The sequence below is a fragment of the Rhizobium sp. LjRoot254 genome (genome assembly GCF_964254105.1).
In the GTDB taxonomy this organism is placed as follows: Bacteria; Pseudomonadota; Alphaproteobacteria; order Rhizobiales; family Rhizobiaceae; genus Rhizobium_E.
On record NZ_CAXUSM020000001.1, the window covers coordinates 5,717,194 to 5,734,161 of the forward strand.

The window sequence follows — 16,968 nt, forward strand, 5'->3', positions numbered from 1 at the left end:
GAAGGGACTCGTGGCGATGTCGGCGACGCTATTGAGCCATCGTCAGCTCTCGGTTTCGAGTGCGAACCGGGGTGCCGCCGTCTGAAAGGGCAACCTGCAGCCTTCCGGCATCAAATAGGCGTGTTCCCGTCTGACGGTGAGGACATCACAGCTGCCGTCGGTAATAATCAGAAACGGCGCATCACGGGGGAAATCATCCACGCTCTGCAGCCGGTCCACTGCCGGCTGCAGGATGGTGCCGCCCCGGCCTTTGACCTCAACCCGTCCCATCAGCGTTTCCGGTGCCACGTAACCCATATCGTGGACACCGGCGTCACATTGCATGACCCGCACATACGGCACGTCGCGGCTCTCGGCATAGCTGGCGATCGCCCCCAGGGCTCTCGCCAGCAAGCGCGGCGACATGGAGCCCGACGTGTCGAGGACCGCGCCGAAGGTACGTGCCTTCCTCTGTTCCTCGGGCCGAAGCCAGACCGGCCGCGGGATATCAGGAGCGGAAGATTGCCGGCGGCTGGCTCGCATGAAGGATCGCTTCGCCTCGATGGGTGGGAAGAAATTATCCAGCCATTGGCTGAGCGCGACATCCCAGGGAATGGGACGGTGATGCAGCGCGCGGATCTCCTCGACCAGCTCGCCCGGCAGCAGCCCACGTCCGGTGCGGGAAAGCTGCAGATCGAGCCCATCATAAAGCGACCGGCGATAAAACTCATCGAGATCGACGCCCGGGCCGTTCCACCATGCCGCCGGGCGCTTGCTGATCATATCAGGCAATCCCTTGCCCGCCATTGTTCGAGCCTTGGCCAGCCGGCGCATGGTTCGAAGGTCCGAGACGATCCGGTCGTAAATCGCTTCCGCCGACTCGCGTTCGAAGCCGAGTTCAGGATCGAGCAGAAGATCGCCGGTCGGTATCGTTCCGATGCCCATTGTTACGAGCCAGCCGTTGATGACGTAATCGCAGGCGACGTTCCAGAGATACGGGTCACGGCCCTGGCGGCGCGGTTCGTGTCGAAGGCCTACATGCAGCAATTCATGGGCGATGGCGAATTTCATCGACTCGTAAGTCCAAGCAAACAGCGGATTGATATAGATGCGGCAAAGCTCGCTATCGACAGCCGCGATCGAGATATCCAGCGATTTGCAGATCGCTTCATCCTCGATGATCTCAAAACCGGCGGCGAGCGAGGCGAGAAGCGGATAGCTGGCGATGAACCACGATCGGGCGCGCCCGGCGAATGAATTCGGATTGCGACGGATGGCGTGGCTCGCGGCCGCACCAGCCTTGTCGATTGCCTGTACGACACTCGCACGGATGGCGGCGGCCAGCGCTTCCTCTCGCTGCCTCCGATCCTTGGGCGAGATCGGCGGCGGCTCGCCATCGAAGACAAAGGGGCTCGCGCCGGGTCCATTGAGATTGAGGCAGTCAAATTGCGACAAGAGGCTTTGATCGCGCTCGAACGCGCGGAGCACGGTGGGCAGGTCGTGGCCAAGCCTCGGCGGCTGGGCGGGCTGCAGTTCCGACGGCCGCAGCCCGCAGCCGATCGTCTCGAGGAAGTCATAGGCCAGGACGGAGCAGGCGGTGCTGTAGACTTGATCGCGATTTTCCGGATCAGGATGGCAAAAATAGTGATGCAAGGTTGCCTGGGCGATGACATTGGCCCATTCGGGCGGCGACAGACGCCGCCACGCATTGAGTTCAACGCGGCAGGAAAACTCGCCGGACCACGTTGCCCATCGGGCGATGACAAGGCGCGCGAATGCGTTGGTGGCGAAATCAGATTCCGCCTTGGCTGCCGTGCAACTCATCTCCAGGCGCGCAAAGAGTGGGTGAGCCTTGAGTATTTCGGCGGCTCCGGCAATCGCTTGCAGGTTCTCCTTGGGCTGAGTCCGGGATTTCTTCATCACGCACGCCGGGCAGCAAGACGCGGCAGGGCCTTGGCAAGCTCGATGGTGTACCAGGCCGGCAGGCTCGCGCCGCTTTCGGTTTCGGTGACTACCAACTGGGCAAGTTCGGTGGAGATCCGCGCCAGCGACACGATCAGGTCCTTGCCACGGGTGGCAAGTTGCCTGGTCTCGCTGCCGGCCTTGCCTTCATCTTCAGGCAATTCCTTGATCAGCCGGTCGCGGAACTGCTGGACGAGGAAATAAAGGATATCGCGTTCATCCGGCCTTTCCGGCCAGCCCGCATCGCCCTTCAGGATCGCTGCGAGTTCGTGCCTGCGGTGCTGGATTTTCACAAAGGTCACGAATTGGCGTGCGTGCGCCGGCGTCAGCAGGCCGGCGGAAAGCACTTCGACCTCTTCCAGCGTAATCGCCGGGCCATAACCGAAAAGCGCATTGGACAGCATTTCCCAGCTGCGCGGTGTCGAGAACGGCTCTTCGTGCTTGGGCGGACGCGACCATAGATGATCGGTCCGTAACGTCACGTAACTGAGCACCAGGTCATGGAGGCCGGCATCGCCGGCCCATGACAGCCAATCGCGCGCCGATGCCCGAAGCTGCACATGGACGAGGCGATTGATCAGCGCGGACGAGAGCGGCTTGGTGATGGCTGCGTCTTCGGCCCGGTTGCCCGCGCCAATGATGATCGTTCCAGCCGGCAGGTCAAACTCGCCGATGCGCCGATCGAGGATCAACGAATAGAACGCCTTTTGGACTTCATGCGAGCAGGCGTTCAATTCATCAAGGAACAGACAATAGGGCTCGTCGCGCGCGATCAGCGTCGGCGGACAGAAACGCGACTTGCCGTCGATGATCTGAGGCACGCCGATAATATCTTCCGGTGCAAGTTGGGAGCCGAGAAGCGATACGCAGGGCAGGCCGACATTCTCCGAGAATTGCCGCACGAGCGCAGATTTTCCAATCCCCGGCGGACCCCAGATGAAGACGGGTAGCACGGGTGCGACGTTGAGCAGAAACGGTGTCAGGGTCGAGGGCGTAAGAGACTGTGCGGCTTCCATGAACACTCGGCAACGTTGAGTTGATGAGCCTGTATTCCATCTGGCGGCTGTTTTGTAAACGGCTCGCCCCAGTCTCTACTCTGGTGGTGTCGCAGAATACCGCCTCCGCACCACCGTCACGGTGCATGGCGCCTCGGCGGCTACCTCGCCGGCAACGCTGCCGATCAGGGAGCGGAGTGTGGAACTGTCGCGGGCGCCCATGACGATGTGGTCGACCTTGTTGGCGCGAGCGAAATCGAGGATGGCGGATGCCGGGCTGACGGCTTCGATGACGTGGTAGGTGATGGCGCCTTCCGGTGCCTTGATCGGCTGCGCCCAGCCCTTGAGCTGGACGAGGCGGGCGACGTGCTTGTTGTGGCCTGCGTCATCGAGTGACGTGTCGAGATTGATGCGGTTGATGCGCTGGATGTTGAGGCAGGCGATGCGGGCGTGTGGCGATTTTTCGACGATGCGCTGGGTGGTCAGCCTGAGCATGGCGTGGCGTTCCGGCGTGGCATTGTCGAGGTCTATCGCCACGAGCACGATCGGCGCATCGGCATATTGTCCGGCGATGACGGCGGGTTTGTGCAGCCCAAGCGGCTCGGGGTTGAAGCGGCGCCGCATGACTTCGGTCCACGGATCGCGGTGGAGCTTTTCGGCGCGGGCGGTGAGCTTGACCTGCCGGAGGTCGCGGAGATCGTTGGCGATCTGGGCGGCGGTCTGGTAGCGCCGGTCGGGTTTGACCTCAAGGCAGCGGAGAATAACCTCCTGCAGCGCCGGCGCGATGTCCGGCCTCAGCGCGCGGGGCGGGTACGGGTCGCGCCAGAGCCGCCTGCGCAATCCACGCATGCTTTCAGGGTCGCCGAAGGGCTGCTCGCCGGTGGCGAAGAAATACATCAGAACGCCGAGCGCGAAGAGATCGGAACGGAAATCGGTGCGGCGGCCGATGACCTGCTCGGGCGCCAAGTAGGGCGCGGTGCCATAGGGCAGGTGGAATTCCTCGGCCATCAGGTCGGGCATGTGGATGTGGCAGGCGAGGCCGTAGTCGATCAGCACGGCTTCGCCGGTGTCGCGGAAGACGATGTTGGAGGGATTGAGATCGAGATGGACGACGCTCTGCCGATGGATCGCGTCGAGCGCGTCGGCGATCTTGGCACCCAGCGTGGCGACTTCCTCGTCGGTGCGGGGCAGCACCTCCAGCCAGGGGCAGAGCGACGAGCCTGATATGCGCTCCATGACGATATAGGGCTGGGCGGCGAAATCGCCGTTGGCGACAAACTGGGGAACGTGCGGGCCCGAGAGCTTGGGCAGGATCATCTGCTCCATCTCGAAGCTCACGATCGCGGCTGGATCGTCGCCCTCTCCGATGCGGGGCACTTTCATCAGGAGCGGCATATCGATATCAGCCTTGCTGACGCTCCACAGGCGCGCCATGCCGCCGTTGTGGACGAGGTCGCCGATGACGAAGCCGTCGATGATGTCGCCCTTGGTGAGTGCGGATTTGGCCATTCAATATCCCGCGAAGAGACGTTCGGCGAGTGCTTCTGGCAGGCCGGCTTTGTGGATTTTGGCGGCGGCGGCCTCGATGTCATAGGGGATGCGCTGGAAGCGGAGGGTGCGAGTTTCGGTATCGTAAAGCGCCCAGGCGGACATGGGATTGCCATCGCGCGGCTGGCCGACCGATCCCACAACCGCGAGCCATTGGCGCTGCAGGGCAAGCGGGATGGGCTCGGCGGCGCCCGGCGTGAATGCCGTGATCTTGCCGGCCGGCGAGGCCGAAAACAGTGCCGGCTGATGGGTGTGGCCGCAGAAGCTGACGGCGGCATCGGTGTACAGGAAATGGCCGCGAGCGTCATCGGCGCCGAGCATGTAGTGCCAGGTTTCCGGCGCGTTGGCGCTGGCATGGACATAGAGGCGGTCATCCTCGGCGATCTGCATCGGCAGGTTGCCCAGGAAAGTGCGGTCCTCGGCGGAGAGCTGGTTGCGGGTCCATTCGATCGCCAGCCGCGCATTCAGGTTCATCGACTGGGTGGATGTCGCGACGGCGTCGTCATGATTGCCGCGCAGGACGATGGCGCCGGCAGCGAGCAGTTCACGTGTCTTGTCGAGGCACCAGACGGGATCGGCGCCATAGCCGACAATGTCACCAAGGATGACGAGGCGATCGGCGCGCGCGGCTTCGATGGCGGCGAGGCAGGCGGTGAAGGCCTCGCGATTGGCGTGTATGTCGGACAGGACGGCGATGCGCACGGTGAGTTCTCCTCCCGATTGAGTTTAGCATTGGCGGGGGATGAGGGCTATTGGACGGAGGGATGAGATATAGGTTCAAGACCCCGCCCCAACCCCTCCCCACAAGGGGGAGGGGCTTAACGTGTTGCGCCGCCTATCGCTACATCGAGACGCTGCGGCGAGTGGAAACGGTGATTGGGAATGGGGAGGGCGAGGCGATGTAAGCCCCTCCCCCTTGTGGGGAGGGGTTGGGGCGGGGTCCTTTTTTTGAACCTGGAAACGGCTTGCCGCAGCGTGTCGCCGTCGATAACCCGTCGTCAGACGATCTCGCTGACGATGAAATCATCGGAGAACTGCCATGCCTTGACGTTCAAGAGCCGCATCGTGTCATCGGCTCCGAAGTGGATCAGGATATCGTGGCCGTCCTTCGCCCATGTGGCATCGACGCCGGATGCATTCTCGATCCAGTCGTGGCCGGCGCCTTGCCAGTTGAAATCCCTGACGACATCGTGACCCATGGAGGCGCTGCCGACGAATGTATCGGCGCCTGTGCCGCCGACAAGGGTGTCGGCGCCCACGCCGCCGTCGAACGTGTCGAGGCCTCGACCGCCGTTGAGCATATCCGCTCCGCCGCCGCCCCTGATCATGTCGTCGCCGTTGTTACCCTTGAGATTGTCGTTTCCGCCGTAGCCGTGCAGCATGTCGTTGCCGGCCGAGCCGAAGATGAAGTCGTCGCCCTTGAAGAGAAACGGCTGGAGATCGACATCGGCCTGATTGGCGATGATGTCGTATATGGAAAACGCCGAGAAGCTCTTGAGATCGGTCGCGGAGGCGATGGTATTGCCCTGCGGGTCGCGGAAGACGACGGTATCGAGTTTGCCGCTGGTGATCGCGAGGCCTTCATAGGTCATGCGCTCGCCAACCAGGTCGATCTCATAGCCGTTGGCGAATTCCAGCACGGCTCTCCGGCCGGAATGCGTCGTGAGGCTGACGTCGGTTTCTTCGTAGAAGGAGGATAGCAGGGCATCCTGCAGGCCATAGGTGTGAACCAGTTTCACCATGCGTCAAAGCCCTTTCGGCATGCCGCCGCCGGACTTTTGGGCGGGCCGGAATAGGGATTCCGGCCGTGGCCCGGCGAAGCAGGGATAAAAATCCCGCTCAGGTAATCACGCTAGGCTTGTCCCGGCCTGTGCGGGATTTGATCCCGGCGATCTCGTCGGCGACCGCGATGAGGTCGGCGAGGGCTTCCTGCGTGTCCATGTCGTGGCGGGAGGCGTCGGGTTCGTAGCGTTCGATGTAGACGCGGAGCGTAGCGCCTGACGTGCCGGTGCCGGAGAGGCGGAAGACGACGCGGGAGCCGCCTTCGAACAGGATGCGGATGCCTTGGTTCCTGGAGATCGAGCCGTCGACCGGGTCGTGATAGGCGAAGTCGTCGGCCTCGCGGACCTTGAGGTCGCCGAAGCTCTTGCCGGGTAGCGTGGCGAGCTGGGCGCGGAGGTTATCCACCAGGGCGTTCGCGGCGTCGGTCGCGACTTCCTCGTAGTCGTGGCGGGAATAGTAGTTGCGGCCGAAGGCGGCCCAATGCTTGGTGACGATGTCCTTGGCGCTCTCGTTGCGGACGGCGAGGATGTTGAGCCAGAGCAGGACGGCCCAGAGGCCGTCCTTCTCGCGGACATGGTTGGAGCCGGTGCCGGCGCTTTCCTCGCCGCAGATCGTCGCCATGCCTTCGTCGAGCAGGTTGCCGAAGAATTTCCAGCCGGTCGGCGTCTCGTAGATGCCGATGCCGAGCTTTTCGGCAACGCGGTCGGCCGCACCGGAGGTCGGCATGGAGCGGGCAATGCCGGCGAGGCCCTTGGCATAGCCGGGCGCGAGATGGGCGTTGGCGGCGAGCATGGCGACGCTGTCCGACGGGGTGACGAAGATGCCCTTGCCGATGATCAGGTTGCGGTCGCCATCGCCATCGGACGCGGCGCCGAAATCGGGTGCCGCGTCGCCTGACATCATCAGGTCGTAGAGGTCCTTGGCGTGAACGAGGTTGGGATCGGGGTGGTGGCCGCCAAAGTCGGGCAGGGGGATGAAGTTGAGGACAGAGCCCTTCGGCGCGCCGAGGCGGTTTTCGAGGATCTCTTTGGCGTAGGGGCCGGTCACGGCGCTCATCGCATCGAAGACGACGCGGAAGCCGCCCTCGATCTTGGCCTTGATCGCGGGAAAGTCGAAGAGGGTTTCCATCAGCGCCGCGTAATCCTCGACCGGATCGACGATCGCGACTTCCATATCCTCGACCTGCTTGGTGCCCGGCACGTCGAGATCGACGTCCTCGGCATCGGAGATCAGGTATTTGTCGATGATCTTGGAGCGCTCGAAGATCGCATCGGTGATCTTTTCCGGTGCCGGGCCGCCGTTGGAGGCGTTGTACTTGATGCCGAAATCCTCGGTCGGGCCGCCGGGATTGTGCGAGGCCGAGAGGATGATGCCGCCGAAGGCGCGGTATTTGCGGATGAGATTGGAGGCGGCGGGTGTCGAGAGAATGCCGCCCTGGCCGACCATGACCTTGCCGAAACCATTGGCGGCGGCCATCTTGATGGCGATCTGGATAACTTCGCGATTGTAGTAGCGACCGTCACCGCCGATCACCAGGGTCTGGCCGACAAAGCCTTCGAGCGAATCGAAGATCGACTGGATGAAGTTCTCGGCATAATTCGTCTGCTGGAAATGCGGCACCTTCTTGCGCAGGCCAGATGTACCGGGCTTCTGGTCGGAATAGGGGGTGGTCGAAACGGTGTTGATCATAAAACGGCAACCCTGTTTATAAGCGTCTTGTAGAGGTTGGCATATTGGCTGGCGCTGGTCTGCCAGGAAACGTCCGATTTCATCGCCGCCTTCTGCAGTGCGTTCCAGACTGCGTCGTCCTCGAACAGCCGGAAGGTGCGGCGAAGCGCCTGCGACAGGCCGTGCCGGTCGATCGGCGAGAACTGGATGCCGGTGGCGACTTTGGCGGTGAGTGCCGCGCCATTGGCGTCGATGATCGTATCGGCGAGGCCGCCGGTCTTGCCGACGACAGGCACGCAACCGTAGCGCAGGCCGTAGAGCTGGGTCAACCCGCAGGGCTCGAAGCGGGACGGAATGAGGATCACATCCGAGCCGGCCTGCATGAGATGCGACAGCGGCTCGTCATAGCCGAAGACCACGCCGATGCTGCCGGGATGGCGGGCGGCTGCCGCCAGCATGCCCTCTTCAAGCACCGGATCGCCAGAGCCAAGGACCACGAGCTTGCCGCCATGCGCGACGATCTCGTCGGCGGCCTCGATGATGAGATCGATGCCCTTCTGCCAGGTGAGGCGGGATACGACGCAGAAGATCGGGCCGTCATTGGCAATGAGGCCGAAACGGTGGACCAGCGCCATCCGGTTTTCCCGTCGCCGCTTAAGGCTGACGCCGTTATAGGTCGCGGCGATATGCTTGTCGGTCTCAGGGTTCCAGACATCATCATCGATGCCGTTGACGATGCCGACGAGATCGGCGACGCGCTCGCCGATCAGGCCTTCGAGGCCCATGCCGAATTGCGGTTCGAGAATCTCTTCCGCATAGGTCGGACTGACGGTGGTCAGTGCCCAGGCAGTGCGCAACCCACCCTTAAGATAGCCGATATTGCTGTAATATTCGACGCCGTCCACCGTATAGGCCGCGAGCGGCAGGTCGAGCGCGGGGAAGATCTGGGCGGAGAACTGGCCCTGGAAGGCGATGTTGTGGATGGTGAGCACCGAGGGCGTGTGCGGGCCGACCTCGGAATATTTGAGATAGACGGGCGCGAGCCCCGCCTGCCAATCATGGCCATGCACGATATCCGGCGCCCAATCCGGATCGATGCCGTTGGCGAGATCGGAGGCGATGCGGGACAGCGCCGCGAAGCGCTGCCAGTTGTCGATATAGTCCTTGCCGGTTTCATCGACATAGGGTCCGCCGTCCCGGTCGTAGAAATCCGGGCAATCGATGATGTAAAGCGAAAGCCCGGCATGCTCGACGAAGAGCAGCGTCGCGGGATGGCCGAGCAGATCGGGGATCTCGCAGACGATGCGCGCGGTGCCGAGCTTGGCAAGGACGCTCGTGTAACCCGGCATCAGGGTGCGCATGTCGATGCCCAGCGGCGCGAGCGCGATGGGCAGCGCGCCCGCGACATCCGCAAGCCCGCCGGTCTTGATCAACGGGAAGACTTCCGAGGCGACGGAGAGGACTTTCATTTTTGCATCGGCCCTACATTCCCAGCTTGTCGATCATGGTCTGGGTGATCAGGCATATGCCGGTCTCGGTACGGCGGAAGCGCTTGGCATCGAGTTCCGGATCCTCACCGACGACAAGGCCTTCCGGGATGATGACGCCGCGATCGACCACGCAGTTCTTCAGCTGCGCGCGTCGGTTGACGGTCACCTCAGGCAACACCACCGCATGATCGAGCGCGGAATAGGAATTGACGCGGCAACCGGTGAACAGCAGCGAGCGGTTGATCGCAGCGCCCGAAATGATGCAATTGCCCGAGACCAGCGAGGAGACGGCCGAGCCGCGGCGCTTGTCCTCGTCATGGACGAATTTGGCCGGCGGGGTGAGTTCGGAATAGGTCCAGATCGGCCATTCGCTGTCGTAGAGATCGAGTTCCGGCACGATGTCGGTGAGGTCGATATTGGCCTGCCAATAGGCATCGACGGTTCCGACGTCGCGCCAGTAGGCCTGGGTTTCCATCTCGGCGCGGACGCAGCTCTCGTTGAAGCGGTGGGCGACGGCCTTGCCGTTCTTGACGATGTGCGGAATCAGGTCCTTGCCGAAATCCTTCGACGAGTTGGGATCGGCGGCATCGGCCCTGAGCAGGTCGAGCAGGAACTTGGTGTGGAAGACGTAAATGCCCATGGAGGCGAGCGCCATGGATTCGTTGCCGGGAATGCCGGGCGGGTCGGCGGGTTTCTCGACGAAATCGATGATCGTGTCAGTCTTGTCGACATGCATGACGCCGAAGCCGACGGCTTCCATGCGCGGCACTTCGAGGCAGCCGATGGTGACATCGGCACCGGTCGAGACGTGCTGGCGGAGCATCAGCTCGTAGTCCATCTTGTAGATATGGTCGCCGGCGAGAATGACCATGTATTGCGGGTTATAGGGCTCGATGATGTCGATGTTCTGGTAGACCGCGTCGGCGGTGCCCTCATACCACTGGGTTTCGGAGACGCGTTGGGAGGCCGGCAGGATATCGAAACTCTCGTTACGCTCGGGGCGGAAAAAGTCCCAGCCGCGCTGCAGGTGGCGGATCAGCGAATGCGCCTTGTACTGCGTGGCGACGCCGATGCGGCGGATGCCGGAATTCAGGGCGTTGGACAGCGCGAAATCGATGATGCGCGTCTTGCCGCCGAAATAGACCGCGGGCTTGGCACGCCGGTCCGTGAGTTCCTTGAGGCGGCTGCCACGCCCGCCGGCGAGAACATAGGCCATGGCATCGCGGGCCAGCGGCTGGATTCTCTTTTCTGTCATGGGTTGTCCTCCCTCTGTTATGCCTTGATCAATCCGCGAGCTCGAGCCAGACGGTTGCGAGCGGCGGCAAAACGCAGACGGCCGAGATGCGGCCGCTGTCTTCGCGGCGCGCAGTCACCTCCCCGGCATTACCCTTGCCGGAGCCTCCATAGTGATGCGCATCCGTATTCATGATTTCGCGCCATTTGCCCTCGGCGGGCAAAGGCACCGTATAATTCTCGCGATAGACGGGCGTGAAATTCGAGATGACGGCGACCGGCCGTTCGCCCGGTGCCTTGCGGATCCAGGCATAGACCGAGTTCTCGAAGTCGTCGGCGATCGACCATTCGAAGCCTTCGCCCTCGCAATCCCTGGCGTGCAGCGCCGGCTTGTCGCGATAGAGATGGTTGAGGTCCTTGACCAAGTCCTTCATGCCGGCATGGTTGGGGAAATCGAGCAGGTGCCAGTCGAGCGACTTTGCCTCCGACCATTCGTTCCACTGGGCGAATTCCTGGCCCATGAACAAGAGCTTCTTGCCGGGATAGCCCCACATGAAGCCGTAATAGGCACGCAAATTGGCGAATTTCTGCCAGTCGTCGCCGGCCATCTTTGATATCAGCGAACCCTTGCCATGCACCACTTCGTCATGGCTGAGCGGCAGGACGAAATTTTCCGAGAAGGCATAGAGCAGGCCGAAGGTCAGCTCATGGTGGTGGTGCTTGCGGTGGATGGGCTCGCGCGCCAGATAGGTCAGCGTGTCGTGCATGAAGCCCATGTTCCACTTGAAGCCGAAGCCGAGGCCACCGTCATGGACGGGGGCAGAAACCTTGGGCCAGGAAGTGGATTCCTCGGCGATGGTCATGATGCCGGGATGCGAGCCATAGAGATGGCGGTTCATATCCTGCAGGAACTCGACGGCTTCGAGGTTTTCGCGGCCGCCATATTTGTTCGGCACCCACTCGCCTTCCTTGCGGGAATAATCGAGGTAGAGCATCGAGGCGACGGCATCGACGCGGATGCCGTCGGCATGGAACTTCTCGGCCCAGTAGAGGGCGGAATTGATGATGAAGCTTTTGACCTCGCTGCGGCCGAAATTGTAGATCGCGGTGTTCCAGTCGGGGTGGAAACCCTGGCGCGGATCGGCATGTTCATAAAGCGAGGTGCCGTCGAAACGGCGCAGGCCATGCTGGTCGGTCGGAAAATGCGCCGGCACCCAATCGAGAATGATCGAGATGCCCGCCTTGTGAGCACCGTTGACGAAACGGGAGAAGCCTTCGGGCTCGCCGAAGCGGGCGGTGGGCGCGAAGAGACCCGTTGTCTGGTAGCCCCAGGACGGATCGTAGGGATGCTCGGTAATCGGCATGAATTCTATGTGGGTGAAGCCCATTTCGACGGCATAGGGGATCAGCCGCTCGCCGAGTTCGTCCCAGGAGAGCATCTCGTTGCCATCGGCGCGCATCCATGAGGCGGGATGGACTTCATAGGTCGAGATCGGCACGCGGCGGGCATCGACATTGCACCACCAGTCGCGGTGCGCCGTGTCCTCCCATTCCTGCGCGATCTCGGGTGTCGTCATCGAGGCGGTCTTGGGCCGCAGTTCCGAGCGGCGGGCGAAGGGGTCGGCCTTCAGGGGCTGCAGCGTGCCGTCGCGGGAGAGGATCTCGTATTTGTAGGTCTCGCCACCACCGATGCCGGGCAGGAAGATTTCCCAGACGCCGGTATCGGCCCGGAGCCGCATGACGTGGCGGCGGCCGTCCCAGTTGTTGAAGCCGCCGACGACGGAGACGCGCGCCGCATTCGGCGCCCAGACGGCGAAGTGGAAGCCATCGGCGCCTTCGTGATGGATGGGATGGGCGCCCATCTTGTCGAACATCCTGAGATGCGAGCCCTCGCGGAGGTAGTAGTCGTCCATGGGGCCAAGTACCGGACCGAAGGAATAGGGATCGACGAGTTCCCAACTGCCGGCGGCATTCCGGGCCTTGTATTTGAGCGGCTGGCGCTTCTTGACGCTGACGGCGCCCTCGAAGAAGCCGGCATCGTGGCGGCGGGGCAGATTGCCGACCGCCTCGTCGGCGAGCGTGCAGGCCACGACCTCCTCGGCGCCGGGAATGAAGGTGCGGGCGACGAACTCCTTGCCGAATTCGTGGATGCCGAGGACGGAAAAGGGATTGGCGTGCACGCCTTCGACGATCGCCGCGATCTCTTCGTTGAAGATGCGGAAATCCTTGACCTCTTTCGGCTTCTTCGCCTTCCTGTCAGGTTCTGTCGTCACCGTCTCGACCGGTCCCTCAACTTTCCCCTTCTTCGTCTTTGCCGGCTTGTCCATCGCATCCCCTCCCGTCCCGGTTTTTTTCTAAGTGCGTGGATATTCCTTGCTCAACGCGTCTGACGCCTCCCGCGTTCAGCCCGCTTTCCAGATTTCCTTCGCATATTGGCGGATCGTGCGATCCGACGAGAACCAGCCCATGCGGGCAGTGTTGCGGACCGCCTTGGAGAACCAGTTTTGCTCGTCCATCCAGATCTGGTCGATTTCGCGCTGCGCCTGGGCATAGGCATCGAAATCGCCCGCGACCATGAACCAATCATGCTGGTAGAGACCATCGACAAGGCTCGTGAAACGGCCGGGATCATCAGGCGAGAAGACGCCGGTGCCGATGGCGTGAAGCGCCTGCTGCAGTTCGCGCGAGGCTTCGATGATCGCCCGGGGATTGTGGCCCTCGGCGCGCGCCTTGCCGACTTCGTCAGTTGTCATGCCGAAGATCTTGATATTCTCGGCGCCGACATTTTCCAGCATCTCGACATTGGCGCCGTCGAGCGTGCCGATGGTGAGCGCGCCGTTGAGGGCGAACTTCATGTTGCCGGTGCCGGATGCTTCCATGCCGGCGGTGGAAATCTGTTCCGAAAGGTCGGCGGCCGGGACCAATACCTCGGCGAGCGAGACATTGTAGTTCGGCACGAAGACGACCTTGAGCAGGCCGCGCACCGCGGGGTCGGAATTGATCACCTTGGCGACATCGTTGGCGAGCTTGATGATCAATTTGGCATTGTGATAGCTCGGCGCCGCCTTGCCGGCGAAGATTTTCACGCGCGGCACCCAGTCGCGTTCGGGATGGGAGCGCATCTGATCGTAGAGCGACACCGCCTCGATGATGTTGAGAAGCTGGCGCTTGTATTCGTGGATGCGCTTGACCTGGATGTCGAACATCGCCGACGGATCGAGCTTGAGGCCCATGCGGCTCTGGATGAGCTGGGCGAGCTTGATCTTGTTCTCGCGTTTGACGGCGGCGAACTTCTTCTGGAAGCCGGTATCGTCGGCGTAGGCATCGAGCGCCTTGAGTTCATCGGTATTGTCGAGGAACTTGTCGCCGATCGCCTCGCGGATCAGGTTGGTCAGAGGCTGATTGCACTGCATGAGCCAGCGGCGCGGTGTGATGCCGTTGGTCTTGTTGTTGATCCGGTCCGGATAGAGCTTGTGCAGGTCGGCGAAAACCGTGACCTTCATCAGTTCGGTATGCAGCGCCGAGACGCCGTTGATCGAATGCGAGCCGATAAAGGCGAGGTTGCCCATGCGCACCCGGCGGCCGCCGGCTTCGTCGATCAGCGAGATCGAGCGGATTTGGGCGTCGCTGAAGTTCTTCTGCTTGCGCGCATCGATCAGGACCTGGGCATTGATGCCGTAGATGATCTGCATGTGGCGCGGCAGCAGGCGTTCGAACAGCGGCACCGGCCAGGTTTCGAGCGCCTCGGGCAGCAGCGTGTGGTTGGTGTAGGAAATGGTCTTCCGGGTCATCTCGAACGCGGTTTCGAAATCGAAGCCATGCACGTCGCAGAGCAGGCGCATCAGTTCGGATACGGAGACGGCCGGATGGGTGTCGTTGAGTTGGATCGCGACCTTGTCGGGCAGGTTTTCCAGGGTGTTATACTGCTGGAGGTGACGGCGGAGAATATCCTGCAGCGAGGCCGAGGAGAAGAAGAACTCCTGCCGGAGCCGCAATTCCTGGCCGGCGGGCGTCGCATCGGCAGGATAGAGGACGCGGGCCAGCGATTCGGCCTTGTTGCTCTCCTTCAGCGCGCCGATATGATCGCCGGCATTGAAGGCGGCGAGCAGGATCGGGTCGATCGGCTGGGCGGTCCAGAGACGGAGCGTGTTGACGCGATGGGCACGCCAGCCGACGATCGGCGTGTCGTAGGCAACGGCGATCACGCGCTCGGCGGGTTTCCAGACGTATCGGGCTTCGCCATCGGGGGCGAGAACGGAATCGACCGCGCCGCCGAAGCCGACTTCATAGGCGCTTTCGCGGCGCTCGAATTCCCAAGGGTTACCATGCGCGAGCCAGGTCTCGGGCAGTTCGACCTGCCAGCCCTCGGCGATCTGCTGCCGGAACAGGCCGTGGACATAGCGGATGCCGTAGCCATAGGCTGGAATATCCACCGTGGCCATCGATTCCATGAAGCAGGCGGCGAGACGGCCGAGACCACCATTGCCGAGCGCGGCATCCGGCTCCAGCCCTGCCACGACATCGAGGTCGACGCCGAGCGTCTTCAGCGCTTCGCGCAGTTCTTCCATCAGGCCGAGATTGGAGACAGCGTCGCGGGTCAACCGTCCGATCAGGAATTCCAGCGAGAGATAATAGACGCGTTTTCCGCCGCTCTCATAGGTCCTGCGGGTCGATTCCATCCACTGGTCGATGATGCGGTCGCGGATAACGAGGATAGCGGCGGTCAGCCAGTCATGCGGCTTGGCAACCTTGGCGTCCTTGCCGATGCGGTAGATCAGGCGCTCGACGATGTCCGCCGCCAGCTGTGTAGGATCGGATTTGCGCGCTTTGGGGACGGGGATTTCCTTGATGGCGGAAGTTTGGTTCATGGCCTGTCCGTATCATGTCTGTTGGGCCGAAAATATTTCCTGGGAGTAGAAATACCCGGCAGCAAGGCCAAGTTTGCATCGATCAAAACCGCATGCAACGGTTTATTTGATTCACGCGCCGCCTCATCGGGATTTAGACATTTAATCGATTTAGATGCAAGCGCCGCGAACAGAAAAACCGCCGGCGAGGGTGCGCCGGCGGTTTTTTGAAAATTCGCTGTTCGCGTTACTGCGTCAGGCGGGTGCTAGTCGCGGTGGCGCGTTCGCCGATATATTCGAAGGCCGCGTTGAGGTCCTCGGCATTCTCGGCGGCGAAGTAATGTGCCGAGGTGGTGGCGCAATAGCTGAGCAGGGCCTGACCCCGATCCGGCGCCATGAAAGCGACCGAATAGACCTCGATGCCCGCTAGCTTGGCCGCGTCGCACCACACCTTGGTCTCGGTGTCGGCGGAGGTGTAGTTGTTGTCGCCATCGGTCATGAAGACGATGTATTTCGATGGGATCTGGCCATTCTTGGCCTGGTGCGCGGTATCCTCGGTCGTCGCCTTGATTGCGTTGTATGCCGTCTTGAACGCGAGGCCGGAATCGGTGCCGCCGTTCGCCGTCAGGTTGGAAATATACGTCTTCGCGGCGGTGACGCCCCACGCGATACCGAGCGGAGTCTGCATGACGTTATTGTAGGAAACGGCACCCGTCCTGACGAGCACGGTGTCCGGATCGGCCGTCGCGAGCTGATCCATGAGCTTTGTGGCTGCTATGCGCAGAGCGGTGATCTTGTCGTAGTAGGTGTAGCAGGTATAGGTCCTGCGGCCGTATCTGCAGGTGTAGCTGCCGGACACGGTGTTGGTGTATTCAGCCATCGAGCCGGAGCGGTCGAGGACGAGATACATCGAAAGCGCGTTCTTGCTCTCCGTGCTCGATTGCGTGGTGCTCGATACGCTGACACGGCCGCTGCTCCTGCCCATGAAGGCCGAGAGCGCCGAATACTTCACATCATAGCAGGTGGCGACCTTGACCGTGTATTTCTTCGCGGTGCCGACCGTGGCCTCCTGCGTGACAGCGACATTGGTGCAGGTCGAGAAATCGAACGGCTGCTCGGTTGCGTCTTTCGGCGCCTCGATGTGGTTGGCCATCTGGCCCTTGACGAAATCCGTGGCCAGCGTTTCGGCCGCCTCGGTCGTTATGTCCTTGTTGGCGAGCGCCGAGGCGGCCGCCAGTGCTGCGGCATCCGCCGCGTTCTGAAGGGCCGCCTTCGAAGCGATCATCTTCGACGTGTCGATCGCCATGCCGGCTGCCGCAAGGCCCACCGGCAGCACGATAGCCGCGATGATCGAAAGGTTGCCTTTCCTGTTTTTCAGGAAATCGCGCAAGAAATGCGAAGAAAAGTTGAAAGGCATGGTCGCTCCCCACCAGCGAGTTGGATGTGAAGCGAAAGTTAACAGGG

11 protein-coding genes are annotated in these 16,968 nt (G+C 62.1%); all 11 read right to left on the minus strand.

Annotated elements, in window-relative coordinates:
- Positions 1–42 precede the first annotated feature (42 nt).
- The 11 genes from ACSQ26_RS28195 to ACSQ26_RS28245 all read right to left on the minus strand — a co-directional run bounded on the left by ACSQ26_RS28195 (position 43) and on the right by ACSQ26_RS28245 (position 16,921).
- A complete protein-coding gene (locus ACSQ26_RS28195; protein ID WP_436014862.1) occupies positions 43–1,899 on the minus strand; it encodes a vWA domain-containing protein in 1,857 nt (618 codons plus the stop codon).
- Positions 1,899–2,957, minus strand: coding sequence for an AAA family ATPase (locus ACSQ26_RS28200; protein WP_436014864.1), 1,059 nt, complete (start codon positions 2,955–2,957; stop codon positions 1,899–1,901). Before ACSQ26_RS28200 ends, ACSQ26_RS28195 begins: the two co-directional genes overlap by 1 nt.
- A gap of 75 nt (positions 2,958–3,032) precedes the next feature.
- The gene (locus tag ACSQ26_RS28205; protein ID WP_436014866.1) at positions 3,033–4,445 is read right to left on the minus strand and encodes a serine/threonine protein kinase; all 1,413 of its coding nucleotides are present in this window, start codon (positions 4,443–4,445) and stop codon (positions 3,033–3,035) included.
- Complete coding sequence (locus ACSQ26_RS28210; protein ID WP_436014868.1) at positions 4,446–5,186, minus strand: metallophosphoesterase family protein; 741 nt, start codon at positions 5,184–5,186, stop codon at positions 4,446–4,448.
- A gap of 296 nt (positions 5,187–5,482) precedes the next feature.
- Positions 5,483–6,226 (minus strand): calcium-binding protein, encoded by a 744-nt coding sequence (locus ACSQ26_RS28215; RefSeq protein WP_436014870.1) that lies wholly within the window; start codon positions 6,224–6,226, stop codon positions 5,483–5,485.
- Positions 6,227–6,323: 97 nt separating this feature from the next.
- The gene (locus ACSQ26_RS28220; protein ID WP_436014872.1) at positions 6,324–7,955 is read right to left on the minus strand and encodes an alpha-D-glucose phosphate-specific phosphoglucomutase; all 1,632 of its coding nucleotides are present in this window, start codon (positions 7,953–7,955) and stop codon (positions 6,324–6,326) included.
- Positions 7,952–9,403 (minus strand): glycogen synthase GlgA, encoded by a 1,452-nt coding sequence (glgA, locus tag ACSQ26_RS28225; protein WP_436014874.1) that lies wholly within the window; start codon positions 9,401–9,403, stop codon positions 7,952–7,954. Before glgA ends, ACSQ26_RS28220 begins: the two co-directional genes overlap by 4 nt.
- Positions 9,404–9,416: 13 nt before the next feature.
- A complete protein-coding gene (gene glgC / locus ACSQ26_RS28230; RefSeq protein ID WP_436014876.1) occupies positions 9,417–10,679 on the minus strand; it encodes a glucose-1-phosphate adenylyltransferase in 1,263 nt (420 codons plus the stop codon).
- Positions 10,680–10,707: 28 nt separating this feature from the next.
- Positions 10,708–12,984: a 1,4-alpha-glucan branching protein GlgB gene (gene glgB / locus ACSQ26_RS28235; RefSeq protein WP_436014878.1), complete on the minus strand. Its 2,277-nt coding sequence runs from the start codon at positions 12,982–12,984 to the stop codon at positions 10,708–10,710.
- A gap of 75 nt (positions 12,985–13,059) precedes the next feature.
- Complete coding sequence (locus ACSQ26_RS28240; protein ID WP_436014880.1) at positions 13,060–15,525, minus strand: glycogen/starch/alpha-glucan phosphorylase; 2,466 nt, start codon at positions 15,523–15,525, stop codon at positions 13,060–13,062.
- Positions 15,526–15,751: 226 nt separating this feature from the next.
- Positions 15,752–16,921 carry a vWA domain-containing protein gene (locus ACSQ26_RS28245; protein ID WP_436014882.1) on the minus strand — a complete coding sequence of 390 codons (1,170 nt, stop codon included), beginning with the start codon at positions 16,919–16,921 and terminating at the stop codon, positions 15,752–15,754.
- Between the last annotated feature and the right edge of the window lie 47 nt (positions 16,922–16,968).